The following is a 24,387-nucleotide window of genomic DNA, read 5'->3' on the forward strand; positions in this document are numbered from 1 at the left end:
GGTTTTGTTTAAAATTTTGCTGATTGAGGACGATACAACCCTCTTCCAAGAAATCAAAGAACGCTTAGTTAACTGGTCCTATAATGTCTATGGGATTCACGATTTTCATCAGGTCATGCAGGAGTTTACTTCCATCCAGCCTGATCTAGTCATTATTGATATTCAGCTGCCAAAATACGATGGCTTTCATTGGTGCCGGATGATTCGGCATCATTCAAATGTTCCGATCATCTTTCTCTCATCTCGAGACCACCCTGCTGATATGGTCATGTCGATGCAGCTCGGTGCCGATGATTTTGTGCAGAAGCCCTTTCACTTTGACGTCCTCATCGCCAAAGTAAGTGCTGTTCTTCGCCGCGTGCATGATTATAATGCAGAACCGGCCAACTTAAAGGTTTGGTGCGGCGCTACCATTGACCTAGAAAAAAACACCGTGACAAATGAACACGGTGAGGTTGAATTAACGAAAAATGAATTATTTATTCTCAAGGAATTGGTTCAGCATAAACATCATATCGTCAGCCGGGAATCACTCATACAAGCGTTATGGGAGGATGAACGATTTGTGAGTGACAATACGCTGACTGTCAACGTCAATCGCCTCAGAAAAAAACTTGACGAGATCTCCCTTGGCACCTTCATTGAAACAAAAGTAGGGCAGGGTTATCTTGCAAAGGAAAAGGATGATCAATGATGCTGCAAGCATTTTTAAAAGAACGAAGAAGCTGGATTCTGTTCTTTCTTAGTTTGCAGCTTCTCATTCTTTTTGTTGCTTATTTGGATACGACCATTCCAATGGCTTCTCTTTTTTATATTGTGTTACTGTCTACGTTACTCATGATCGTCTTTCTCTTTTTCCGTTATCGAAAAGAAACGGCTTATTATGAAAGGCTGAAAGAATGGGACGAAAACATTGATCATCAAATGTTGCTCGCTCCCTCTTCCCCATTTGAACAGCTCGTACATGATGCGACGTCAGAGCAAATCGACCGCTACCGGCAGATGGCGGCAGAGCAGAAAATCGCCCTTGAAGAAGAAAAAGATGAACTGCTTTCATGGATACATGAGGTCAAAACACCGCTCACGGCGATGCACTTAATGATCGACCGATTAACAGAACAGCCGCTGAAATCAAATATGACGTACGAGTGGCTTAGAATTCATTTATTACTCGATGCCCAGCTGCACCAAAGCAGAATACGTCATATCGAAAATGATTTATTTATTGAAAAGCTGGATCTGCAAAGCATCATAGCGAAAGAAATCAAAGCCCTCCAATCATGGTGCATGCAAAAAGGAATTGGCTTTGAACTGGCGCTTGAAGAACGCGGCGTATTAAGTGATACAAAATGGTTATCCTTTATGATCAGACAAGTGCTGACAAACGCAGTCAAGTACAGCCATTCGTCTGATATTGTCATCGAAAGCAGACAAATAAATGAACAAGTTGTACTGTCAATCACAGATCAAGGCAGAGGAATTGACCCAAGAGACGTGTCTCGCATTTTTGAAAAGGGCTTCACCTCCACAAGACATCACAATGACACCGCCTCAACGGGAATGGGGCTCTATTTAACCAAAAAAGGAGCAGACGCTCTTCATATCACGATCGAGGTCAACTCCACTATAGATCAAGGTACAACCTTCACCTTGATCTTTCCGAAAAAGAATGATTTTGTTCATATTGCGAGCATGTAAGCACATGACGGATCACATCCAATCTCTTCATAAAAGTCTGAAAGCTGTCGTGAAGAGATTGGGTAATCTACTTATGAAATATTTCCCGCTTCTTGATGAAAAACATCTCCCATCTGCCTCCTTCTATAAATACCCAAGAGCAGGCCAACAGCCATCATTTCTAGAAGAATATGAGAACCCCCATAGCTCATGAAAGGTATGGACACCCCAGGTAAAGCCAATAAGCCAAAGTTTGTGAAGATACTTAAGATAAATTTTGTTGCAAACGTAGCTCCCAAGCCTGTCATGATCATTTTCCCATAAGCCAATTGGACTCGTTTTGCTGTATGAAATACTCTGTAAATAAAAAAGACAAACAACATGAATGCAGTCACCCCTGCGAACCAGCCGAATGAATAAATGATATACGTAAACATCCAATCAGTGTGAACCTCAGACATTGCAGACGGAGTGATATGAAGCCCGTTTGAACTAAATTCATGAACTGTGTAAGAGTAAGGGTACATATCTGCTTGAAAAAGAGAAAATAATTCAACAATAAGATATAAAACACCTGCTGCTGTCAGCGGAATCATTTGCCTCATGCTTGCACTTGATACATACATAATCGTTATGCACATGACGATACAGATGATGGTCGCAGGAAGCGAGCCAATCGTACTTATTAAAAGAATGGGTAAAGCCATAATCCCTACTCCGAGCCAAGATTTGAAACCATTCCCCCAATTCCAAGAGTGAAAAATACCTGCTAAAGAAACGGCCGCAAGAAACGGCACCATCTCAGTCAGATTGATCGATACATCACTTATTCTTAAAAAGAGAATACCGTCCACTCTTACACCAAAAAACATCGTAAGAAGCAGCGTTCCGAGCGTCCCTATGTATAAATGCCAAGAGTATTTCAATAAGCGTCGATAATCGAACGCAAACAAACCAAACATAACCACAAGACCAAATAAATAAAAAACGAGACTTTTATAAAAAATATTCATGTCTTGAAGATTTGTAAAACTAGAATGAAACTGCAAAAAGTACATCACAAGCAGTCCAAATGAACAAGTGGCTAACACAAGAAGTATCGTTTTAAAATCCATTTGGGTTCTATGTGTTTCATGGAGCTGCGTTCCGATAATGGCTGCATCTCCAATTTGATCCAGCGCTTGATCTACCGCTTCTTCTTCAGGCATCCCAGCATTCATCGCTTCCTCTTTTAGCGTATATAGATGATCGCTAAGCTCAAGCTTTATACTCGAATGTACATCTTTATTTTTGATTCGTTTACATACATCCTTTATATACTTTTCGAACTTTTTTTCTAATCCCATACGATTTTCTCTCCGTTCAGAACGCCATCGACTGCATCTTTGAAAACGTTCCATTCTTCTTTCTTTTCCTTTATAAATGCTTTGCCCTGTTCATTTATTTTGTAATACTTTCTTTTCCGATTGCCATTTCCTTCGCCCCAGTAAGAGACAATCAATTCTTTCCCCTCCAAATTGTGCAAAATGGGATAAATCGTTCCCTCTTTAAAGCTAAAAATACCTTCGGACTTCGCCTCCAATTCTTTAATCATTTCATATCCATACATCGGTTTTTCATTTAATAAGCTTAAAATAAGTGTAGCTGTACTTCCCTTTAGAAGCTCTTTACTCACTTTCATCAACACAATCACCTCTAATACATAGATTTACTATGCATATATTTAATGTGTATAGCATACATGAAAAAATATACCATGTAAAGATTCAAAAACATGGACTTTTATTCTACATCCGAAATCATGATGACAAGAAAAATCAAAGAAGATTGATACATAAGAGCGAAAAACAGATAAAATGATTGATAAAGAGCACCGCTTTCTGCAAAAGATAAGTAAAGTTTCTAATAGTAGGCACGGATTCTACATAAAAACATGTGAATTGTTTTATAAAACAAGCATGTGACAATAATGTCACATGCTCGTCTGTTTTGTTCGCCAAATCGAAGGAAGTCGATCCGGCTTCTTTTTATACTAGAGTTATCAATTTAAAAAAAGAAAAAGGGGTTCGACATATGAACATTTTAGAAGCGCGCAAGCTATATAAAAGCTACGGAAATAAATTCAACAAACAAGAGGTGCTTAAAGGCATTGATCTGACCATAGAAGCTGGAGAATTTGTCAGCATTATGGGACCATCAGGCTCGGGGAAAACAACCCTTCTGAACGTATTGTCATCTATCGACCATGTGTCCAGCGGATCGATTCGTATCGCAGATGCTGATATGACTCAAATGAAAGATCAACAGCTCGCTGAATTCAGAAAGAAACAGCTTGGCTTTGTCTTTCAGGATTATAACTTACTTGATACGCTCACGGTCAAAGAGAACATCCTTTTGCCATTATCGATCTCCAAAACACCTAAAAAAGAAGCTTTTGAACGTTTTCAACAGCTCGCTGAGGATATGGGGATTTATGAACTAAAAGACAAATATCCGAATGAACTATCTGGGGGACAAAAGCAGCGGACGTCGGCGGTTCGTGCCTTCATTCATGAGCCTAGTCTCATTTTCGCTGATGAACCAACTGGGGCACTCGATTCCAAATCTGCATCTGATTTACTCAACAAGCTGCAAGATTTTAATCAAAAACGAAAAGCGACCATTGTGATGGTCACACATGATCCTGTCGCCGCCAGCTATTCAAGACGAGTCATTTTTATCAAGGATGGACAGATCTATACACAGTTGAATAAAGGCGCTTTAGAGAGAAAGATGTTTTTCGAAGATATTATGAAAACGCAAGGTGTCTTAGGCGGTGTAAAGCATGAACATTAATCAGCTCGTCTTCCGAAACCTGAAGAAAAATTTGAAGAATTACTACTTATACGTGTTCGCTCTTATATTTAGTGTGGCGCTCTATTTTTCTTTTGTCACCTTGCAGTATTCACCAGCACTTGATGATGTGAAAGGGTCCATTAAAGGCGGTGCTTCGATTAAAGCCGCTTCGATCCTGCTCATTGCCATCGTCGGCATCTTCCTCTTATATGCGAATAGCATTTTCATTAAGCGCAGAGGGAAAGAAATCGGCCTCTTGCAGCTCATTGGGATGACCAAACAAAAAATTGCCAGACTGCTCAACGCAGAAAACTTTATCCTATACATGATCGCCATGGCTCTTGGCATAATCGCTGGATTTATCGGTTCAAAACTCATGCTGATGGTGTTATTTAAAGTGACCGGCGTGAACGCCATCGCCAATCTTCATTTTTCAGGCATGGCTCTTCTGCAAACGCTCATTGTCTTTCTATTGATTTATGTATTGATTCTGCTGAGAAATAGACGTTTTATTAACAAGCAGACGATTTTATCTTTGTTTAGAACAACGTCTTCTACAGAGCAGCGCGTAAAAAAAATCTCTGTGTTTGAAATCATCATTGGGGTTTTCGGTATTGTCTTGATCAGCTCAGGCTATTACATTTCTTCTCAGCTTTTTACTGGCACATACACGTCAATGCTTTCGTTATTTTTAGCCATGATTTATATTCTAGGCTCTGTCATAATCGGTACCTTTCTTTTTTATAAAGGCTCTGTTTCGTTCATTGCCAATATCGTACGTAAAAGAAAGAATGGCTACCTAGCCATTCATGAAGTCTTGTCTCTGTCATCCATTATGTTCCGGCTAAAATCAAATGCACTGCTTTTAACGATTATTACAACCGTATCTGCACTTGCGATCGGTTTGTTATCCCTTAGCTACATTTCCTATTACTCAGCAGAAAAAACCGCTGAACAACAAATTCCAGCTCATTTCGTCATGGGCTCAGAGAAGGAAGCAGCCACCTTCACTCGTGCACTTTCTGACAAACATATTGCTTATGACAAGCAACAGTTCAAGGTCATTCAAGCTGATTTTGATGCAAAAAAGATCATTGATACAGAGTTAAGCAGTTTGAATAAGAACCCAGAAGTATTGACACTACCTGTGATCAGTGAGAAGAACGTACCAAGCATTCATGTGGAGAACAACGAAGTCATCTTAAGCGGCTACAATGATTTATTGAGAAAATTCATGCCGATTAAAAGTTCAGGTGATGTGAAACTTCTAATAAAGAAACCAATTAATTTAAAAGTGATTGATATGAAGAAAGATCACTTAATCTCTTACCGGTTCACTGCTGGCGGCCTGCCTGTTGCCGTTGTTAGTCAAAGCGTCTTTGAACAGCTGGATCAAAACAAGGATCCTAAGCTTCAGCTTGAGAATAACCAATATATTGCGATCAATGTAAATGATGAGAAACATATTGAACAAGCCAATGACGTCTTTACTTCTTTAAAACTGGGCGATGACAGCATGTCTCGATTAGCTTCAACTCAGCAGCAAAAACAAACAATAGGATTGATGATGTTTGTGGTCGGATTCTTAGGTCTAAGCTTCCTTGTCACATCAGGCTGTATTTTATACTTCAAACAAATGAATGAAAGTGAAGAAGAACAAAGCTCGTACACGATCTTACGTAAGCTTGGCTTTACTGAAAAAGATCTATTAAAAGGCATTCGGCTCAAACAGCTATTTAACTTTGGGATTCCGCTCATCATCGGATTGCTGCACAGCTACTTTGCTGTACAGTCAGGCTGGTTTTTATTCGGCGGTGAACTGTGGACACCAATGCTCATCGTCATGTCGATTTATACCGTTTTGTATTCAGTCTTCGGATTCCTGTCAGTTCAGTATTATAAAAAAGTCATTAAAGAATCCTTGTAATCTATTCCCCATAGGCCTCGCCTATGGGGATATTATGCTTGATTTAGGATGGTGTTGATTCAAACTTATGCGATAAAATATGGTCTCTTGCCGCATAAGCTTTTCGTTTCACCTCTTCTAGGTTCACACCGACAAGTTTCCCGTTTTGCTTCACTGCTTTTCCAGCAACATAGACAGAATCAACATTTGAAGGATGTGCCGTTTGGACAACTGCTCCAGCTGGATCTGTCATTGGCAGAAGATTCATGCTTGTCCGATCAATCAGGATGAAATCAGCTTCTTTCCCAGGTGAGAGTGACCCAATTTTATGATCAAGCTGCAAGGCACGTGCTCCGTTTATCGTCGCAGCTTCAAGCATTTGATGAGCAGAGAGCCCAAGTTCAGGTCCTGGCATCGTCCCCTCCATCAATAAAGATTGATTTTGGATCGCCCGCTCTGCCTGAAGCCCGAATTTCATTTGTGCAAACAAATCTCCGCCAGTCGCTGTTACCACATCTACACCAAGCGTTGGAAGAACGCCTTGTTCAATCGCAAGTCCTGTCACGGGATAACCGTGCCCCATCATCATTTCAATTTCAGGTGTAATAGAGATTGAGCTTCCACTGTCTGCCAGCATTTTCATTTGATCCGCATCAATTGCATTGATATGCACCATGTTCAGATCCGGTCCTAGTAACCCTGCTTTATGAAGCCGCTCAATCGAACGATCCCCCGCTCCCCAATTACCAAAACCGATGTGCATACTGCATAGTGCATCTAGAGACCTTGCTGTTTCGATTTCAAATACCGAGGTTTCCCATGAGGAAAACTCAGGTCCACGAATCGCAAGTCCCATCGTCAGCAGCTGATCTGTTGATTGGAAATGTGCTTTTTTCACGCGGGCTGCGTCTTCCATATTGGTGAGTGTGCTCTCCCTATCCCAATATTCAGCATCTCCAGAGGTACCAAAAGCAAAAACAGCCCGAATGCCCGCATCTTTTAATCCTCCAATGAGCTCATCTGTATGATCCATTGAATTAATCATCGTCCAGTCTAAAAATGTGGTCACCCCTGCATCTAAAGCCTCTAATGCCCCTAAATAATTGGCGATTCGATCGTCTGATGGACGTCTCATCGCCCCATAGTTGCCATAATATATTTTGCTCAAATACGTCTGCAAAGACCAATCTGTCCCTATGCCCCGGATGACAGACTGCCACACATGACGATGGGTATCCACAAGCCCTGGCATGATGACCATATCGGATGCATCGACAATGTCTGCATCACTTGCGTCAATCGAAGGTGCGACTTCTAAAATATGCGCCCCTTCAATTAGTAGATCTCCCTTTTCTAGAAAATCTAAAGATGGATCAAGTGTTATGAGAGCTGCATCTTTAAACAATGTTTTCTTCATCTATATCCCCCTTTTCATATGACGAAGATGAGTCACCCCACCCTCTCTGTCATTTTAAAACAGAACAGGATCAAATTAGAAGAAAAGTGACTCAAGCAAATGTTTTACGAGCTCATTTTTCGAAAATAGTTGTATATCCGTTTTATCTTGATGTCATGTTTGCCTTTTGGACTTTCCATCATGCCAAATTCAAAGAACTTCACAGGTTTGATTCCGACATATTGTAACAGGGCTCGTTTCATTAACATCTTGTGAGCATTTTGCAAAAAGAAGAATGGATAATTTGCCGGCCCTTGCATAGTTGATACACAAACAGCGCTTTTTCCTTTTAACAACCCTTCTGGAAGCAGCCCTCCTGTTTGACGATAGGCGAAATTCGCCGCAAACATGCGATCGATAAAGCCAAGCAGCATGGCTGGCGGCCGCCCCCACCAAATCGGATAAACGAACACGATTTTGTCCGCCCATTTGATCTTTTCCTGATACACCTGAATGTCAGGATCCTTATGCATATCACGCCTTTTTTTCTCTTCATTAAAAATAAGAACAGGATCAAATTCTTCTTGATATAAATCAATGATCCTCACTTCATGAACCTTTGAATTTTCTTCACTGCCTTTGACGATTTCTTTCAAAAAAGCACCATTCAAACTATTGTGATGAGGGTGAGTATAAATAATGAGAACATTCATATTTCGTCTCCTTTAGTTATCATTTGATAACAAATAATACATCCAATCTATTTAGTTGTCAAATGATAATTGTTTTTTGATAATAAATTTGGTATGTTACGTAAGAGGTGAAAATCATGAAAAATCCACATTTCTTCAAGGAATTCGTAGCATTTGCTTCTACTTTTTCTGAGCGAAAACATGACCTGATGAGCAAGGTGAAACCATCTGACTTAACAACCTTACAATATTTGATTCTAGAGCAGCTAGCTGTCAGTGAGCCGCTTACACCTAGTCAAATCGCTGATTGCCAGCACATGTCTCTACCAAATGTCAGCAGAGAACTGAAGAAACTTCACGAAAAACAATTCATCGATAGACAAGAAGATCAAGATGACAAACGAAAGCATGTGATTATGCTTTCTGAAAAAGGCCGAGCCTGTATGAACGAAGCATTTCAGCATATTGAATCAATGCTAATTGGCAGCCTATCTTCCTCAGACATAGAACAAATGGATGACATCGTACAAGCTCTCCGCCTATTAAATCAAACGATTTTTAAAAAATGAACATGAAAAAAGCATGCGCGTACCGCTCATGCAAAGGATCTTTTGAATTCTTTCATGAAGAGACGCTAAAAGATTCGTCATCATTGTCACTGAAACTTCCCTTCCAAGATGCACAAAAAAAGCGCTGGATGCTTTTCATCCAAACGCTTCTTTGCTTTACATTTTTGAACATCGTCTTCATGCAATCTTTTTCCTCTATATATCTTTACACAACCAGCTGATACGCGATGTATAACGCGACCAGCCAGATCATGATCGCTGAAGCTTTATTGATACGGTTCATCCACTTGCCGTTTGTATCTAGCTTCCCTAACATTTTCCCTAAAAGAGCAAGCCCGATAAACCATAACCACGAGACAATGATACAGGCCAGTGTAAACGCCACTTTTTCAGCACCGTTATATTGAAGAGAATTCGTTCCAATTACACCAATTGTATCTAGAATCGCATGAGGATTTAAAAGTGAAACTGAACAGGCAAATACGATTTGTTTTTTAGCAGGCATCATTTCCGTCTTTTCTTTATCATCTGATGATGAGCTTGTGTTCCACACCGACCATCCCATATAAAGTAAAAAACAAAATCCAATGATATAAAGACCGATTTGCAGCATAGGAATGGTTAACACCACTACCGAAACACCGATGACCGCTAGAGTAATCAAAAGTGTATCACAAAGAGCCGCTGTGATGACAACAGGCAGCACGCGATACAATCGAGGCTGAAGCGCTCCTTGTTGAAATACAAATACATTTTGAGCTCCCAAAGGTAATATAAGACCAAAAGCAAGCACAATTCCATGAATGATAGCAATGGACATCTTCAAACATTCTCCTTTTTCCAGTAATTCCTACACATTTTAACATAGAACAATATGAAAGCTTTCTACGAATTTGATTTACCCTACAAAAAAAGCGCTGGATGCTTTTCATCCAAACGCTTCTAGTTTCATCAATCATTATGCTTTTCGTGCTAGCTCTCTTTCTCTCAGCTCTACACGACGAATTTTCGCTGACGGTGTTTTTGGCAGTTCATCAATGAATTCGATTTCTCTTGGGTATTTGTAAGGTGCTGTTGTATTTTTCACATGTGTTTGCAGCTCTTTGATGAGCTCATCACTTTGTGCAGATGCATCACGCAGGACGACATATGCCTTCACAATGGATCCTCTGATTTCATCTGGACTAGCCACAACCGCACATTCTTTGACTGCTGGGTGTTTGATCAGTGCATCTTCTACTTCAAACGGCCCAATGGTATAGCCTGAGCTGACGATGATATCATCTCTGCGGCTTTCAAACCAGAAGTACCCATCTTCATCTTTTTTCGCACGGTCACCGGTAATAAAGTAATTTCCGCGGCGCTGCGCTTTTGTACGCTCTTCATCTTTGTAGTATTCCTTAAATAGCGCCGGCGTTTCGAGATGGACCGCAATGTCACCAACTTCTCCAGGAGCGCATACGCTACCGTCCTCATCAATGATCTCGACTTCGTTGCCAGGTGTTGGTTTTCCCATACTGCCTGGCTTGATGTCCATTCCTTTTAGCACCCCTACGAGCAGTGTGCTTTCTGTTTGGCCATAGCCATCTCGTACTTCTATATCGAAATGGTTTTTGAATGTATCAATGACTTCACGGTTCAGCGGCTCTCCCGCAGAAACGGCACTATGAAGCTTTGGCAGCTCGTACTGACTCAAGTCATCTACTTTCGCCATAAAACGATATTCTGTTGGCGTACAGCATAGGACATTGATTTCATTTTTTTGAAGCAGCTCTAAGTACGTATTTGGATTGAATTTCCCTCCGTATACAAAGCCTTCTGCTCCACTTCCTAACACTGATAAGAGCGGGCTCCACACCCATTTTTGCCAGCCTGGTCCTGCTGTCGCCCATACTTTATCTCCCTCATTAATAGAGAGCCATGCGTTGGCAGCTGTGCGTAAATGTGCATACGCCCAGCCGTGTGTATGAACAACCCCTTTTGGATGACCTGTCGTACCAGATGTATAGGATAAGAACGCCATGTCTATACGTGTTGTTGGAGCCATTTGCAGCTCACTTGATTGTTGATCCTTTTGCGCTAGAATATTTGTCCAGCCATGACCGTTTTCACCGATTGAGAATGTTTTAAAATCGTTTGGCTGATTGGTTCCGTCGAACGATTGAATGAATGAAGAGTAAACAATCGCTCCCTTTGCTTCTGCATGTTCAATTCGGTAATCTAAATCCTTCGCACGAAGCATTTCTGAACAAGGAATGACGACCATTCCTGTTTTCAAGATTGCTAAATAAATGCTGTATGCCTCTAGCATGCGCGGCACCATCACAATGATTTTATCGCCTTTTTTAAAGCCTGCATTTAATAATACATGACCAATTTTATTTGCTTCTTCCACTAAAGCTGCATACGTCACATGCGCTTCGTGGCCATTTCCATCCTGCCAGTGCAGGGCCATTTTCTCCTTGTCATGACTGAACGCTTCAATCTCACTGACTAAGTTATATTGTTCTGGTGCAATTAAGTCTTCTCTTTTCATGGTACAGCTCCTTTTAGCCTCTTTCTATGAAACGAAACATGTTTCAATTTACCTATTCTAACACTCATAACTGAAAAATGCTTGAATTAGGACCTACTCCTAGTATTATGCCATAATTTTTTCATTTCGTCTTCTTTTTTAAAAATATTCTAACAATTTATATGTACAAAAAAAAGAGCGGGAATGATCCCGCTCATAAGCCATAGCTTTTCAATTGTGTGTCTTAGAAAGATCCGCCACCCATATGTTGTTGAGCGTAAGATACAAGACGCTTAGTGATTTCTCCACCAACTGATCCGTTAGCGCGAGCTGTTGTTTCTGGTCCAAGGTTTACACCAAATTCTGAAGCGATTTCATACTTCATTTGGTCGATCGCTTGTGCAGCGCCTGGAACGACTAATTGATTAGAACTGCTTTGTCTGTTTTGTTGAGCCATGTGTTCTCACCTCCTTGTGAATATAGAATGTGTAGAAACACATGACTTCATGCGATTGATTTTATGGTAATTATTATGAAATTTTTGTTTTAGAATAAATCAGCGAATTCGTCTGCCGCTTTCTTTTCATTTGTGACAATGATGGTTTCGATTTGCTCAACTGCCTCGTCAAGCATTGGCTCGAAATCAGCAAAGCTTTCGTAGCGTTCTACTTTTTCAAGCTTTGGTTTTGTTTTAGGCGACGGCGGCGTAAAGATTGTACAGCAATCCTCAAAAGGCTGAATGCTTGTATCATATGTGCCAATTCGTCTCGCTTCATCAATAATGTCATTTTTATCAACAGCAATCAGTGGGCGAATGATTGGCGTATTTGTGACATGATTAATGGCATACATGCTTTCAAGTGTCTGGCTTGCGACTTGGCCAAGGCTTTCACCGGTTATAATCGCAAGTGCATCACGCTTCTCTCTTATTTTATCTGCTATTTTCAGCATCATTCTTCTCGTTGATGTCATTGTATAGTTTTCAGGTACTTGTTTGTGAATCAACTCTTGGATTTTGGTGAAAGGAACAATGTGAAGCTTCACTTCGCCTCCATATGCCGCTAAACATTCTGCAAGATCAATGACCTTTTGCTTGGCACGTTCACTTGTATACGGGGGACTAAAAAAATGAACGGCTTCAATTTGAATCCCGCGTTTCATAGCCTGATAGCCGGCAACTGGGCTGTCAAAGCCGCCTGAAAGCATAAGCATCGCTCTTCCGCTTGAACCGACTGGCAAGCCGCCTGCACCCTTTACATCTTTAAATGTAATGTACGTCGCATGTTCTCTGATTTCAATTCGCAAATGAACATCTGGCTGTTTCACATTAACCGTTAAGCTTTCTGTATTCTTAAGAACATGTCCGCCAATTTCGCGGTTCATCTCATTTGAATCAAGCTCAAATTGTTTGTATGAGCGCTTCGTTGAGACTTTAAATGTATTCCCATTTTCGTACACTTCCTGCACTGCCGTTAGCGCTGCTTCTTTGATTGCGTCCAGATTCGTCTCACATTTTACCGCCAGACTAAAGCTCTGAATCCCAAATACACTTTTGAGGTGTTCTGAAATCGGTTCAGGGTCTTCTCCGTTCAGCATGATGGTGATGCGGTCTCTGTCAGATGCGTACTTTAATGCTTCAAAATCTTTCAATACGAACCGAATATGCTGTCTCAGTTTTTCAATAAATTTCTTTCTATTTTTCCCTTTTGTTGAGATCTCACCAAAACGGACTAAAATGTGATCATATTTCATGCTGTTATCTCATTCCTTTTAGTTTTTTTACACTTTGTGCGATAGATGTGATGATACGCTGCGTAAGCTCTGGTCCTTGTCCATACGTCAAACTGATTCTCATACTGCTTTTGGCCACTTCTTCTGCTTTCCCCATAGCTAGCAGCACACGGCTTGGCTCTTTTTTCTTGGCTGAACAGGCAGATGTTGTGGATACGTAAATGCCTTCTTTTTCCAGCATATGGAGCAGGACTTCGATTTGAATACCTGGCACTGAAAAATTCACAATGTGCGGCGCACTTTGCGTCAGCGGTGTGTTGATGACAACACCTTCTATTTCTCTAAGCTGCTTTTGCAGCTGAATTTTCAGCGCCAGCATCTCATCATGATGCTTTTCAACATGTTCAAATGATTGTTTCATGGCTTTTGCTAAGCTGACAGCTCCAGCAGGGTTTTCAGTACCTGAACGGAGACCAAATTCCTGCTCTCCTCCTGTGATGAAAGGGGCAAGCACTGTACCTTTCTTTAAAAAGAGTGCCCCTGTCCCTTTCAAGCCATGAATCTTGTGACCTGACATCGTCAAAAGATCAACATCCACCTGTTTATTGAGGGCTACCTTGCCGATCCCCTGCACCCCGTCGACATGAAAGAGTGCGTCTTTTGCATGCTCACGAATCATACCAGATGCTGCTTCTATCGGCTGAATGGCACCTGTTTCATTGTTCACATGCATCATACTGACAAGCACTGTATCAGGGCGAAGCACTTCTTTTAAATGAGTTAAATCTACATGGCCATGCTCATTTACTTGAATATAGGAGATGTCAAAGCCAAATAAAGCTTTCAGCTGTTCAAACGATTCGATGACAGAGGGATGCTCAATTGTTGTTGTCACAATGTGTTTGCCTCGGTTCATCTTGGCGAGAGCAGCCCCTTTAATGGCGATATTATTCGCTTCTGTTGCGCTAGAAGTAAAAATAATCTCATATTGTTTAAAGCCTGTATAGTGAAGCATTTGTTTTCGCGTTTCACTTAGCAGCCTGCTTGCATCAATCCCAAGCTGATGAAGCGAAGACGGATTGCCAAAGAAACGCTCACTTACTTGCTGATATACTTGTAAAACCTCAGGGTACGGTTTTGTCGTTGCACTATTATCAAGATAAATCATACCTGGACTCCTTACAAAAAACTTTAAAAATAAATGCATTTATATGTTACCATATTGATGTCAGACAGAGAATTTTCTGAAAATGGCAGTTGACATCTTTTCTTTTTCACTATATCATCCATAGTGCAAATGTCACATAACGATCTAAATTGTCAGAATATTTAAATTCGACACAATACACTGATTAAGGAGGGACTATTTTGAAAAATAGTTTAAGTATAAAAGAGACATTAGCCATTGGTTTAATGCTTTTTGCATTATTCTTTGGCGCAGGAAATATGATTTTCCCGCCTGTCCTTGGACAATATGCGGGTGAGAATGTTTGGCTGGCAATCGGTGGATTTTTACTAACAGGGGTCGGTCTCCCGCTTCTAGGAGTCATCGCCGTAGCCCTTACAGGTACAGGCGCAAAAGGGCTTGCAGATAAAGCGCATCCCAAATTTGGCACGATTTTCACCGTCATCTTGTATTTATCCATCGGACCATTTTTCGCCATCCCGCGAACAGGTACGGTTTCTTATGAGATTGGGTTAGCTCCATTTCTGTCAGGTGCACAATCCTCTTCCTGGGTACCGCTATTTTTATTTACAATTGTATTTTTCACCATTACGTATCTGCTCGCTTTAAACCCTTCAAAGCTGGTTGATCGAGTTGGTAAAGTGTTAACACCTATTTTATTAACGGTTATTGCCATTATTGTATTTAAAGCAATTGCTACACCGATGGGCATCATCGGCACGCCTGATGCAACATATGAAGCAAACCCGCTCTTCACTGGATTTTTAGAAGGCTACAAAACAATGGATGCACTCGCTTCTATCGTATTTGGAATTGTTGTTGTGACAGCTGTTAAAGAAAGAGGTATCACAGAGCGTAAATCTCTTGCTGCTGCATGTATAAAAGCTGGTCTTGTTGCGGCAGCTGGACTAGCATTGGTGTATGTCTCACTAGCTTATGTTGGAGCATCAAGTCCAGATGCAACCGGAATGGTTGGAGCAAATGAAGGTGGCAAACTGCTTTCACTATCTGCTAACTTTTTATTCGGTTCTGCTGGTAAGATTGTACTTGGCGCAGCGATTTTATTCGCTTGTCTAACAACAAGTGTTGGTCTTGTGTCATCTTGTGGTGAATATTTTTCAAAGCTCTTCCCAAAACTTTCTTATCGTACAGTCGTTCTTATTGTTTCTTTATTTAGTACATTGGTTGCAAACCTTGGACTGGCACAAATTATTTCTCTATCCGTCCCGGTACTTGTGACGATTTATCCACTAGCAATTGTGATTATTTTATTGTCGTTCCTTGATCGCTGGATTAATGGTAGACGAATGGTTTATATCGTATCCCTGATCTTCACTGGATTTTTTGCCATTATTGACGGTTTATTGGCTGCCAAAATTAATCTCGGAGGTTTACCTGACATCTTGGGCTCATTCATCCCCTTTTACAATCTAGGCATCGGCTGGGTCGTACCAGCCATCATCGGCGCATGTGTTGGTGTGCTCATTTCCATATTTACCAGTCCACCTAAACAGCTCGCTTCATAAACTGCCTAAACATCCCCTTCATCTTTGAAGGGGATGTTTTTTGGTTGTCCTTCATATACTAAAATAGAAAAATTCATGACTTTTGTACGAAAACACATGTTGACATCAGACGTACATCCTTTATAATTAGTGATTGTTAATGATGAACGGTTACTTAGCAACTAATTAACAGAATATTTCAACATAATATTGGAGGCTTTATATTAAATGAAGGCAACTTTGTCGACGAAAGATACGGTTATTATAGGATTTATGCTATTTGCTCTATTCTTCGGCGCCGGTAATATGATTTATCCACCTGAGCTTGGGCAATATGCTGGGCAAAATGTGTGGAAAGCAATGGGCGGATTTTTATTAACAGGTGTCGGTTTACCCCTTCTCGGGATTATTGCGATCGCTTTAACAGGTCGAGATGCGAAAGGACTAGCTGATAAAGCTCACCCAGTTTTTGGAACAGCGTTTACGGTCATTTTATATTTATCCATTGGGCCGCTTTTCGCTATTCCTCGTACAGGAACAGTCTCATATGAGATTGGCGCATTACCCTTTTTATCAGGTGTACCAGCTTGGCTGTCACTTCTATTATTCACACTTGTCTTTTTTGGTATTACGTATTACCTTGCTCTAAATCCAACGAAGATTGTGGATCGTGTAGGGAAAGTGTTAACACCGATTAAATTTACGATTATCTTTATTATTATTGTCAAAGCGATTTTGACGCCGATGGGCGTCATTGGTACGCCTGATGTATCCTATAGCAACGGATCGTTCTTTAAAGGATTTCTAGAGGGCTATAAAACAATGGACGCTCTTGCTTCTATTGTGTTTGGGGTTGTTGTCATCAACGCCATTAAAGGACGCGGGGTGACAAGTAAAAAGGCACTGGCTTCTGCTTGTATCAAAGCTGGTTTGATTGCAGCGTGCGGATTAACTTTTGTTTATCTATCGCTTGCTTATTTAGGCGCTTCAAGTACACACGCAATTGGTTTTGTTGGAGATGGCAGTAAAATCTTGGCTCAGTCTTCTCAATTCCTTTTCGGCAGTCTAGGAAATATTGTATTAGGCGCTGCGATTACAGTGGCGTGTTTAACAACAAGTATTGGTCTTGTCACATCCTGCGGGGAGTATTTCTCAAATTTATTACCTAAACTTTCTTATAAAACAGTTGTGACACTCGTGACATTATTCAGTTTTATTATTTCAAATTTTGGACTTGCTCATATTATCGCTTTCTCTGTACCAGTTTTAACTGCGATTTACCCGCTAGCGATTGTCATCATTGTTTTGTCGCTTGCAGATAAATGGCTTGCTTATAGAAGACCTGTTTATGTCCTCACTTTGATTTTAACTGGCTGCGTCAGTTTGTTTGACGGTTTAGTAGCGGCGAAACTCCCGATTGGTCCAGTGAAGGATATCTTTCACACAATTTTACCTTTATATGACCTTGGCATTGGCTGGGTTATGCCTGCTATACTCGGAGTCGTGATTGGATTTGTTATCTCTCTTTTCACTTCTTCTGCTTCAGAAGAACGTCAGAAACAAGTATCATAGTATGAAAAAAGCTGAAGTCCTGTGAATGGACTTCAGCTTAGATTGTTGACAAAGGGCTAAAATGAACTTTATTTTAGCCCTTTGTCTTCTTTTCAGCGTGATAGAAAACCTTTGCAGTCTAGGAAGGACGAGTACCGGAGCGGAGCGAATTTGACATTCGTGAGCACCGGCACGCAGGACTGACAAAGAATGCGAGGGTTTGTCTACACGCTGAGCTGAAGTCCTGTGAATGGACTTCAGCTTTTTTTATTATTGGTGCTGATATTCTTTTTCTTGCTGCGCTAAAAGCTTCTGCACGGCTCCAGGTGATGCTTTTTCAACAGCCGATGCTGCCACATCAAATGAACCGTTATAATCGTAGGCATAAAATCTTCGTTCTGCCTCTTTTAATTGTTCTGATAAGATATGATTTTGGCTTCTGAAACGATTGCCATATTGAATGATTCGTTCAATTTGGTCCACTTTACTGAGCATCTCTTGTGTCTCATGAGCGACACTACTGACTGTTTCAGAGGCTTCTTTTAATTGTTGATTCACTGCCGGCATGTTTAGAGGCAGATTCTCCAGCTGCTCGTGAACTTGCTGAATCATCTCCTGCGCTTTTTCAGCACGGTCTTTGATGTCAGCAGGTACGCCTGGAATGTTGCTTTTATGCAGCTGGCGCACTGTATCTGTCAGCATTGTTTTGAGTTCAGCCAGTGTTTCTCTCGCTTGTAATTCTTCTTTTCTTAATGATTGAAGATGATCCTTAAACGTTTCATGCAGCGCTTTTGCATCCTCGATAAAGGTCTCCAGCTGATTGATTTCATCCATTAATAATGAATACGCCACATGATCACGATCAAGCTTCTCGCGTATTTGCTTCATGAGCTTTTCGATTTCTTCTAAGCGTTTTTCGAATGCTTTCTGTTGATCAAGCTCTCCTGCTGTCAGCTTGTAGCTTTCTTTCACAAGGGCCGTTTCTTCCTTTGTTTGCGTGTGATCCTGTTCGAGCTTTTCAAATGCTCCCGTGAGCTCAGGCATCTTGCTTTTGATTTCCTGACCTGCTTCTACTTCTGCTTCCAGCTGATCATACAGCGTCTGAATTGCGTCATCGATCATTTGCAGGATGCTTGATGCCTCATCTAAGTTGAGTTCATCAATGAGCAGCTTTTCCGCACGAGTCAGCTGTTTATTTAAGTTCTCCAGCTCTTTTGTCATCTGGATGTGCTCTAGCTTGTAGCCTTTGTCTGTCATTTCTTTATAACCGTCTTTCAGCTTAGTCAGCTGACCTGGTACGGTTTGTTTGCAGTCCGCAATAAGCTTGGGTACATCATTGATATACAATTGAAGCTGATCGAGTCTGCGGTCTTGCTCAAGCAAAATTTTTCTTGCTTTCATGTAGTTTCCGTTTTCTGTCTCTTCTTCATACTGCTTGATCCCTTCCCAGGCCTCATCTAAGTCCTGCTCCATTTTGTCATAAAGGGTGCCGTATAAATGGCTGTACGCAAGCAGATTTTTTCGCACCGTTTGGTATTGCTCTTTGACCTTTTCAATGTCTTTGCGGTTTTGCTCCTCGCTTGTGACAAGGTCTGCAATCTCTTTTAAAATGTCTTCAATATTTGAATCAGCAGCACTTAACAAGTCCTCAATATGCGCAAGAACTTGCTTGGCTTTGGAGAATCGATATTTATCAGAATACTCTTCTGCATCATATAATAGCTCCTCTACCTTTGGAAGATGGGCTGTGACGATATCGTCCCACTCTGCACGCCATCTTTCAAAAAATTGCTCTGTTTCTCCTGTCATTTTTAAATGTTTGATTTTTGAAATTTCTTCTACAATTGATCTGTTTAAAATTTCAATTTTCCATGCTTCCAATCGGTCAATCTCTTTATATATATTTTTTCGCAAAAAATAACCGACTGAAAACAAAGCAAGCAAAATGACAATTAAACCGATGATTAACTCCATAATGAGCCCCCTTGTTGTGATCTAAGTGATGTCAGGGTAAATGTGTCCCGAGTAGACCTGAGAACCCTTTCGTGTCCGCTTTGCATTTGTTTTTTATAGCAGGATTGTATATTTTCCAATACCATCCATTCACGGTTTTATGTATGTTTTTTCAAGAAAGTGTTTGAGCGCTTTCTACATTTGATCACACGTATCAATGTGACCTGCTTTTATGTATGCGGAAGCTGTCGTTTTCATTGTTATTATGATACCATGTAACCAGCATTTTTGGTCATGATTTTTCATTATTTTCGCTGATAAACATCACGTTTTTCAAAATATCGACAAGAGGTGACGACATGCTGAAACAAGATGCACATTTACATACACCGTTTTGCCCGCACGGCTCGCTTGATCCTTTTCATTCTTATATTGAAAAAGCCATCAAAAAGGGATTTGATTCCATCACCTTTACCGAGCATGCCCCGCTGCCTCCTTCGTTTCGAGATCCAACGCCTGAGCAGGATAGTGCCATGAAGCTCCAAGACCTTGAAGCGTATTTGACGAAGCTGGATCAGCTGAAACAAGAGTACAAAGGACAATTAATAGTAAAAACTGGGCTTGAGGTTGACTATATCAAAGAGTATGAAGAGGAAACAAGTGCCTTTTTAGACTGCTACGGCCCAGAACTAGATGACGGCATTTTATCTGTTCACTTTCTTCCTGCTGGCGATGAGTATATTTGTCTTGATTATGATGAACACGCCTTCCAGCAGCTGATGAACATCTATGGCAGCATCGAACAGGTCTATCGCAGCTACTACGACCAAGTCTATTCTTCTATTCTATCATTTTTAGGCGACTATAAGCCAAAGAGAATCGGTCATATCACCCTTGTCCAGAAATTCAAACAGCTTTTCCCATATGAGATGTCGCCTGAACTCTGTCAAAAGGTCACCCTTTGTCTTGAAGAAACGGCAAAAAAAGGCATGTCCTTAGATTTTAATACATCGGGTCTTCGTAAAACATATGCCAGAAGTATCTATTTAGATCAATGGATGATTGATCTTGCAAAACAGAAAAAAATTCCGCTCATATTCGGGTCTGATGCCCATCAAGCGGAAGATCTCGGGTATGCTTATGATCAATTTGAAGACATTATGAGTTTCAGATGAGGATCTAATGTCGGCTCTTTTGGTTCTAGTAAATGATGAAGCGAGCGGCTCAGTTCCTTAAAGTACATCTGATAGAAGTACGGCTCACTTGGATTCAAATAAAGCACCTCTGTTAAATATTGCGGCTGCAAATATGGCATCATCAGAAGTGATTTCAGCTGAATCATAAAGGATGAGAGTGAGAGCTGCTCACAAATGACATGGGTGCTTTTTCCTTTTTCAATGATGAGCTGAAACAAATATTTTTCCTTTGTTAAATATGTTGACATGATTTCTCTGATGAGCGTCGAATCAATCGTCACCTCTCGATAAACGAAACGGGTTAATTGACGGTGCTTGTGCTGATAAGATAAAATATCAAAAACCACATGAAGTAAACACTCTTTTGCGTGACGGGTTTCCATGTGATGGATGTGCGATTCAATCATATGAATGTAGCCTTCATAAAAGTCGGATACGAGCTGCTCTAGCAGCCCTCCTTTTCCTTGAAAGTAATAAGATATGTGGGCAACGTTGACGTTTGCTTCCTTCGCAATCTCACGGACAGAGGTTCCAGAAAATCCTTTTTGGTTAAAAAGTCTGATGGCAGCTTCAATAATACGGTCTTTTGTTTGCACGGTTGTTGATGTTTTCATCCGCTCACCCCTCTTCATGTGTACATACTTCAAGATGAAGGCGGAAGTTCCTTTTACAATTGCTCGACAAATCCCACATGCGAGACGCAAGTTATGTATTTTTGAGATAGAAAGTAGGAGATTTTCATGTTTCATGTCGAAAAACAGTCTGGCGACTCATCGAAAGACTATCAATTGCTTGTCAAACAAGTAGAAGCCATTACAGATGGTGAACCTGATCTTATTGCCAATCTGGCGAATGCTGCGGCGTTGTTGTATCACTCACTCCCTGAAGTGAACTGGGCAGGGTTTTATTTGGCAAAAGACGGCGAGCTTGTGCTTGGGCCGTTTAACGGACTGCCTGCATGCGTACGCATCCCTTCTGGAAAAGGCGTTTGCGGCACAGCATTTGCAACAGGTGACGTGCAGCGTATCGCTGATGTGCATGCATTCCCTGGACATATTGCATGTGATGCAGCATCGCAATCTGAGATTGTCATCCCGCTCAAAGTGAATGGGCAAATCATTGGGGTTCTCGATATCGACAGCCCAGTGAAAGACCGCTTCAGTAAAGTAGATGAGACGTACTTAGTTCAATTTACAGAGGTTCTCCAACAGGCGTTATCCGTCTCTACGGATGCGTAATCATGCAGGAAAAGCAGGCAGATTGTCTGCTTTTTCTCTTTTTCGTCGCCTGAATAGGATTGTCTCCCTCTAAATAGGTTGACTTCTCCTTTTCAGCGTCATATAATAGACTTTGTGTGAAATATGGCAGCCTTTTTGTTCGGCTTTTTTGTATCATTTTGTTCCTTCTATATGGAGGTGCATCTTGTAACTCCCTGCTGCTGGAGCGAGGATGCATGAAAACATAATGACGAAAAAGAGGAAGAACAGACGGTTTTTATTTTTCACAAATAAAAACAATAAGGAGGAGTCACATTATGGCTCGCTATACAGGTCCAAGTTGGAAGATTTCCCGCCGTTTAGGCATTTCATTAAGCGGAACAGGTAAGGAACTTGAAAAACGCCCTTACGCTCCAGGCCCACATGGTCCAGGACAACGCAAAAAACTATCTGAATATGGTTTACAATTACAAGAGAAGCAAAAGCTTCGTCACATGTACGGTGTCAACGAACGTCAATTCCGTACACTATTTGACAGAGCTGCTAAACTTCCTGGTAAACAAGGTGAAAACTTCATGATCCTTCTTGAAACTCGCCTTGACAACCTAGTATACCGTCTTGGCCTTGCTCGTACTCGCCGCCAAGCTCGTCAGCTAGTGAACCATGGTCACATCCTTGTTGATGGAAGCCGTGTAGATATCCCATCTTTCTCTGTAAAACCAGGTCAAACGATTGCTCTTCGTGAGAAATCTCAAAACCTAACAGTTGTGAAAGAATCAGTTGAAGTAAACAACTTCGTTCCTGAATACCTTTCTTTCGATGCTGAAAAGCTTGAAGGAACTTTCACTCGTCTTCCAGAGCGTTCTGAATTAGCGCCTGAAATCAGCGAACAACTAATCGTTGAGTTCTACTCTCGTTAATTTCATTGCTCTCTAAGAGAGAGCAAAAAAACCCTAGATCCCTTGATTGTTCAAGGTGGTCTAGGTTTTTTTGTTTGGGTTACTTCTTTAAGAGCGAACACCTTATCCCGCCAAAAGAAAAAGAGAACTGCGATTATCCTTTACCCTTTTTCATTTTTTCCTTATAATTACATGTGTTAAAAATTTTTAAAACAATGACGAAAGGAAAAGGTAGGGAAAAACAATTTGTCGATCATCTCATTTATATTAGTACTTCTGCTCATTTCAATTGTTATCTACGCGATAATGAGAAAAACAAAGGTTGTCGATGAACCGCCTGGAGCTATCATAGGGGTTCTCCTCATTTTACTCATCTTTTTTTCGCTTAGTTTTGTAATGATCATTCCAAGTACCGTACTTTATATCGTTTCATTAGGAGTGAACTTTCTTTTTGGGGAATATATCACCTATGATTCATTTTTTTCATTGTTGATCTTCTCTTTATTGGTCAGTGGGATTATTCTTTTTTGGTCGATCTTTTTAGCATTCATTGGTAAAGGAATTTCCTCCTTGCTAAGATTCCCCAAATGGGTCGAGTTTATAATAGAATTTCTACTCTCATGGATCGTTGTGCATTTCTCAGTTAAGTTTGTGCTCAATATGAAAATAGTGAACGTCTCCATTTGGGAGTATGGTACATTGATTTTATCCTTCTTTGTCAGTTTTTTATTTATTGGAATTGATTTCGTATACTCAGGTATTGAGCAACGAAAACAATCGCTGGATACACATGCTTAGTATGACGAAAAAGCTCCTAGACATCTTTCTAGGAGCTTTCAATCGTTCATTTATGTTCTGCCCAATTTGTGATGAGCTGCTCGGTTGTCATGACAGTCGCAAATTCGTCATGCAGTGTTGCAAGTGAGAGGCGATGGATCGTTTCTGGGTCATAATATATACCGGTTTGATCTGTTAATCCAAAGGCGGCTGTTGCATCTGAAATGAGGTATGTATCAAAGCCTAGGTTTCCACTCATTCTTGTTGTGGTAGATACGCAGTGCGGTGTTGTTAATCCTGCGATCACAACAGTGTCGATCTCGTTTGATCTTAGTTGTTCCTCTAAGTTTGTACCTATAAAGCTGCTGTTAACTTTCTTTTGTAACACCATTTCTTCATCAAGCGGTTTGGCGATATCCTTGAAGGAGTGCCCTTCATTTGCTGGATGAAATAAGGAGTGCGGCTGATCCGATGTATGCTGAATATGAATGACTGTCCAGCCTTTTTTTCTCCAAAACGTCAATAAACGACTGATATTCTTCTCTGCATCTAGGTTATTTCGTTCTCCCCATTTTTCATGCTCAAATGCCTTTTGTACATCTACCATAATCAAAGCCTTTTGATTCGTTTGCACAAACGCCCACCTCCAAAGATTCTCGTTCACTACATGTAGTGTAAGGAATAGTGGTCGATTTGTACATGCTTTTACTGATGTTTTGTCTGATTTTGCACCAAAAAGACAAACCACCCACTGGCTATGATGTTAGAGATTACCTATAGAT

Annotated in this window: 23 protein-coding genes; 11 read left to right on the forward strand and 12 right to left on the reverse strand. The window is 40.8% G+C overall.

From position 1 onward, the window contains the following. Positions 1-4 precede the first annotated feature (4 nt). Together ACYH0L_RS13340 and ACYH0L_RS13345 are read left to right on the forward strand one after the other, a co-directional pair. Positions 5-694, forward strand: a complete 690-nt coding sequence (locus ACYH0L_RS13340) for a response regulator transcription factor (protein ID WP_180275497.1) — start codon at positions 5-7, stop codon at positions 692-694. Then, positions 694-1,698 carry a sensor histidine kinase gene (locus tag ACYH0L_RS13345; RefSeq protein ID WP_230031040.1) on the forward strand — a complete coding sequence of 335 codons (1,005 nt, stop codon included), beginning with the start codon at positions 694-696 and terminating at the stop codon, positions 1,696-1,698. The genes ACYH0L_RS13340 and ACYH0L_RS13345 overlap by 1 nt, the downstream gene beginning before the upstream one ends. 71 nt (positions 1,699-1,769) lie before the next feature. Here the strand turns inward: ACYH0L_RS13345 and ACYH0L_RS13350 are convergent, their stop codons facing one another. Both ACYH0L_RS13350 and ACYH0L_RS13355 read right to left on the reverse strand, forming a co-directional pair. Beyond that, positions 1,770-3,023: an FtsW/RodA/SpoVE family cell cycle protein gene (locus ACYH0L_RS13350; RefSeq protein WP_230031041.1), complete on the reverse strand. Its 1,254-nt coding sequence runs from the start codon at positions 3,021-3,023 to the stop codon at positions 1,770-1,772. After that, positions 3,014-3,358: a PadR family transcriptional regulator gene (locus tag ACYH0L_RS13355; protein WP_099726868.1), complete on the reverse strand. Its 345-nt coding sequence runs from the start codon at positions 3,356-3,358 to the stop codon at positions 3,014-3,016. The genes ACYH0L_RS13350 and ACYH0L_RS13355 overlap by 10 nt, the downstream gene beginning before the upstream one ends. A 392-nt stretch (positions 3,359-3,750) precedes the next feature. Here ACYH0L_RS13355 and ACYH0L_RS13360 point away from each other — a divergent pair, with 392 nt between their 5' ends. Continuing rightward, positions 3,751-4,512 (forward strand): ABC transporter ATP-binding protein, encoded by a 762-nt coding sequence (locus ACYH0L_RS13360; protein WP_230031042.1) that lies wholly within the window; start codon positions 3,751-3,753, stop codon positions 4,510-4,512. Continuing rightward, positions 4,502-6,439, forward strand: a complete 1,938-nt coding sequence (locus ACYH0L_RS13365) for an ABC transporter permease (RefSeq protein ID WP_230031043.1) — start codon at positions 4,502-4,504, stop codon at positions 6,437-6,439. Before ACYH0L_RS13360 ends, ACYH0L_RS13365 begins: the two co-directional genes overlap by 11 nt. 43 nt (positions 6,440-6,482) lie before the next feature. On the opposite strand, the gene ACYH0L_RS13370 is transcribed toward ACYH0L_RS13365, so the two are convergent. Together ACYH0L_RS13370 and ACYH0L_RS13375 are read right to left on the reverse strand one after the other, a co-directional pair. After that, on the reverse strand, positions 6,483-7,835 hold the full coding sequence (locus tag ACYH0L_RS13370) for an amidohydrolase family protein (protein WP_230031044.1): 1,353 nt from the start codon (positions 7,833-7,835) through the stop codon (positions 6,483-6,485). A gap of 104 nt (positions 7,836-7,939) precedes the next feature. Continuing rightward, positions 7,940-8,527: an NAD(P)H-dependent oxidoreductase gene (locus ACYH0L_RS13375; RefSeq protein ID WP_099726864.1), complete on the reverse strand. Its 588-nt coding sequence runs from the start codon at positions 8,525-8,527 to the stop codon at positions 7,940-7,942. A 116-nt stretch (positions 8,528-8,643) separates the two neighbouring features. Here ACYH0L_RS13375 and ACYH0L_RS13380 point away from each other — a divergent pair, with 116 nt between their 5' ends. Beyond that, positions 8,644-9,075 carry a MarR family winged helix-turn-helix transcriptional regulator gene (locus tag ACYH0L_RS13380; protein ID WP_230031045.1) on the forward strand — a complete coding sequence of 144 codons (432 nt, stop codon included), beginning with the start codon at positions 8,644-8,646 and terminating at the stop codon, positions 9,073-9,075. Between the two features lie 205 nt (positions 9,076-9,280). On the opposite strand, the gene ACYH0L_RS13385 is transcribed toward ACYH0L_RS13380, so the two are convergent. The 5 genes from ACYH0L_RS13385 to ACYH0L_RS13405 form a co-directional block, all read right to left on the reverse strand. Continuing rightward, positions 9,281-9,895, reverse strand: coding sequence for a LysE/ArgO family amino acid transporter (locus ACYH0L_RS13385; protein ID WP_230031046.1), 615 nt, complete (start codon positions 9,893-9,895; stop codon positions 9,281-9,283). A gap of 138 nt (positions 9,896-10,033) precedes the next feature. Continuing rightward, entirely contained in the window at positions 10,034-11,611 is a 1,578-nt protein-coding gene (mbcS, locus tag ACYH0L_RS13390; RefSeq protein WP_230031047.1) for an acyl-CoA synthetase MbcS, read from the reverse strand. 223 nt (positions 11,612-11,834) lie between these two features. Beyond that, a complete protein-coding gene (locus ACYH0L_RS13395; RefSeq protein ID WP_003216385.1) occupies positions 11,835-12,047 on the reverse strand; it encodes an alpha/beta-type small acid-soluble spore protein in 213 nt (70 codons plus the stop codon). 89 nt (positions 12,048-12,136) lie between these two features. Then, complete coding sequence (thiI, locus tag ACYH0L_RS13400) at positions 12,137-13,342, reverse strand: tRNA uracil 4-sulfurtransferase ThiI (RefSeq protein ID WP_367307762.1); 1,206 nt, start codon at positions 13,340-13,342, stop codon at positions 12,137-12,139. Between the two features lie 4 nt (positions 13,343-13,346). Beyond that, complete coding sequence (locus tag ACYH0L_RS13405) at positions 13,347-14,489, reverse strand: cysteine desulfurase family protein (protein WP_099726859.1); 1,143 nt, start codon at positions 14,487-14,489, stop codon at positions 13,347-13,349. A 200-nt stretch (positions 14,490-14,689) separates the two neighbouring features. On the opposite strand from ACYH0L_RS13405, the gene brnQ (ACYH0L_RS13410) reads away from it, so the two are divergent. Both brnQ (ACYH0L_RS13410) and brnQ (ACYH0L_RS13415) read left to right on the forward strand, forming a co-directional pair. Continuing rightward, positions 14,690-16,033: a branched-chain amino acid transport system II carrier protein gene (gene brnQ, locus ACYH0L_RS13410; protein ID WP_099726858.1), complete on the forward strand. Its 1,344-nt coding sequence runs from the start codon at positions 14,690-14,692 to the stop codon at positions 16,031-16,033. Between the two features lie 207 nt (positions 16,034-16,240). After that, positions 16,241-17,584 carry a branched-chain amino acid transport system II carrier protein gene (brnQ, locus tag ACYH0L_RS13415; protein ID WP_230031050.1) on the forward strand — a complete coding sequence of 448 codons (1,344 nt, stop codon included), beginning with the start codon at positions 16,241-16,243 and terminating at the stop codon, positions 17,582-17,584. Between the two features lie 249 nt (positions 17,585-17,833). On the opposite strand, the gene ezrA is transcribed toward brnQ (ACYH0L_RS13415), so the two are convergent. After that, complete coding sequence (gene ezrA, locus ACYH0L_RS13420) at positions 17,834-19,537, reverse strand: septation ring formation regulator EzrA (RefSeq protein WP_230031051.1); 1,704 nt, start codon at positions 19,535-19,537, stop codon at positions 17,834-17,836. 338 nt (positions 19,538-19,875) lie between these two features. Here ezrA and hisJ point away from each other — a divergent pair, with 338 nt between their 5' ends. Then, on the forward strand, positions 19,876-20,691 hold the full coding sequence (hisJ, locus tag ACYH0L_RS13425) for a histidinol-phosphatase HisJ (protein WP_230031052.1): 816 nt from the start codon (positions 19,876-19,878) through the stop codon (positions 20,689-20,691). Here hisJ and refZ read toward each other — a convergent pair. Next, positions 20,661-21,326: a forespore capture DNA-binding protein RefZ gene (refZ, locus tag ACYH0L_RS13430; RefSeq protein WP_230031053.1), complete on the reverse strand. Its 666-nt coding sequence runs from the start codon at positions 21,324-21,326 to the stop codon at positions 20,661-20,663. The two genes, hisJ and refZ, sit on opposite strands and share 31 nt — an antisense overlap. A 126-nt stretch (positions 21,327-21,452) precedes the next feature. Between refZ and ACYH0L_RS13435 the strand changes: the two genes are divergently transcribed. The 3 genes from ACYH0L_RS13435 to ACYH0L_RS13445 all read left to right on the forward strand — a co-directional run bounded on the left by ACYH0L_RS13435 (position 21,453) and on the right by ACYH0L_RS13445 (position 23,626). Then, the gene (locus ACYH0L_RS13435) at positions 21,453-21,950 is read left to right on the forward strand and encodes a GAF domain-containing protein (protein WP_256498912.1); all 498 of its coding nucleotides are present in this window, start codon (positions 21,453-21,455) and stop codon (positions 21,948-21,950) included. Between the two features lie 296 nt (positions 21,951-22,246). Beyond that, positions 22,247-22,849 carry a 30S ribosomal protein S4 gene (gene rpsD / locus ACYH0L_RS13440; protein ID WP_099726852.1) on the forward strand — a complete coding sequence of 201 codons (603 nt, stop codon included), beginning with the start codon at positions 22,247-22,249 and terminating at the stop codon, positions 22,847-22,849. 225 nt (positions 22,850-23,074) lie between these two features. Further along, a complete protein-coding gene (locus tag ACYH0L_RS13445; RefSeq protein WP_256498913.1) occupies positions 23,075-23,626 on the forward strand; it encodes a hypothetical protein in 552 nt (183 codons plus the stop codon). 46 nt (positions 23,627-23,672) lie between these two features. Here the strand turns inward: ACYH0L_RS13445 and ACYH0L_RS13450 are convergent, their stop codons facing one another. Continuing rightward, a complete protein-coding gene (locus tag ACYH0L_RS13450) occupies positions 23,673-24,239 on the reverse strand; it encodes a cysteine hydrolase family protein (protein ID WP_256498914.1) in 567 nt (188 codons plus the stop codon). Positions 24,240-24,387 lie beyond the last annotated feature (148 nt).

Source organism: Bacillus sp. MC1252 (assembly GCF_056838025.1).

What these genes read in the sequence shown, in the direction of transcription:
- ezrA (WP_230031051.1), bottom strand. Translation starts at nt 19,537, where the DNA reads ATGGAGTTAATCATCGGTTTAATTGTCATTTTGCTTGCTTTGTTTTCA.
- thiI (WP_367307762.1), bottom strand. Translation starts at nt 13,342, where the DNA reads ATGAAATATGATCACATTTTAGTCCGTTTTGGTGAGATCTCAACAAAA.
- ACYH0L_RS13405 (WP_099726859.1), bottom strand. Translation starts at nt 14,489, where the DNA reads ATGATTTATCTTGATAATAGTGCAACGACAAAACCGTACCCTGAGGTT.
- hisJ (WP_230031052.1), top strand. Translation starts at nt 19,876, where the DNA reads ATGCTGAAACAAGATGCACATTTACATACACCGTTTTGCCCGCACGGC.
- ACYH0L_RS13375 (WP_099726864.1), bottom strand. Translation starts at nt 8,527, where the DNA reads ATGAATGTTCTCATTATTTATACTCACCCTCATCACAATAGTTTGAAT.
- rpsD (WP_099726852.1), top strand. Translation starts at nt 22,247, where the DNA reads ATGGCTCGCTATACAGGTCCAAGTTGGAAGATTTCCCGCCGTTTAGGC.
- ACYH0L_RS13435 (WP_256498912.1), top strand. Translation starts at nt 21,453, where the DNA reads ATGTTTCATGTCGAAAAACAGTCTGGCGACTCATCGAAAGACTATCAA.
- ACYH0L_RS13350 (WP_230031041.1), bottom strand. Translation starts at nt 3,023, where the DNA reads ATGGGATTAGAAAAAAAGTTCGAAAAGTATATAAAGGATGTATGTAAA.
- ACYH0L_RS13355 (WP_099726868.1), bottom strand. Translation starts at nt 3,358, where the DNA reads ATGAAAGTGAGTAAAGAGCTTCTAAAGGGAAGTACAGCTACACTTATT.
- ACYH0L_RS13395 (WP_003216385.1), bottom strand. Translation starts at nt 12,047, where the DNA reads ATGGCTCAACAAAACAGACAAAGCAGTTCTAATCAATTAGTCGTTCCA.
- ACYH0L_RS13360 (WP_230031042.1), top strand. Translation starts at nt 3,751, where the DNA reads ATGAACATTTTAGAAGCGCGCAAGCTATATAAAAGCTACGGAAATAAA.
- ACYH0L_RS13385 (WP_230031046.1), bottom strand. Translation starts at nt 9,895, where the DNA reads ATGTCCATTGCTATCATTCATGGAATTGTGCTTGCTTTTGGTCTTATA.
- ACYH0L_RS13365 (WP_230031043.1), top strand. Translation starts at nt 4,502, where the DNA reads ATGAACATTAATCAGCTCGTCTTCCGAAACCTGAAGAAAAATTTGAAG.
- brnQ (WP_230031050.1), top strand. Translation starts at nt 16,241, where the DNA reads ATGAAGGCAACTTTGTCGACGAAAGATACGGTTATTATAGGATTTATG.
- mbcS (WP_230031047.1), bottom strand. Translation starts at nt 11,611, where the DNA reads ATGAAAAGAGAAGACTTAATTGCACCAGAACAATATAACTTAGTCAGT.
- refZ (WP_230031053.1), bottom strand. Translation starts at nt 21,326, where the DNA reads ATGAAAACATCAACAACCGTGCAAACAAAAGACCGTATTATTGAAGCT.
- ACYH0L_RS13380 (WP_230031045.1), top strand. Translation starts at nt 8,644, where the DNA reads ATGAAAAATCCACATTTCTTCAAGGAATTCGTAGCATTTGCTTCTACT.
- ACYH0L_RS13345 (WP_230031040.1), top strand. Translation starts at nt 694, where the DNA reads ATGCTGCAAGCATTTTTAAAAGAACGAAGAAGCTGGATTCTGTTCTTT.
- ACYH0L_RS13370 (WP_230031044.1), bottom strand. Translation starts at nt 7,835, where the DNA reads ATGAAGAAAACATTGTTTAAAGATGCAGCTCTCATAACACTTGATCCA.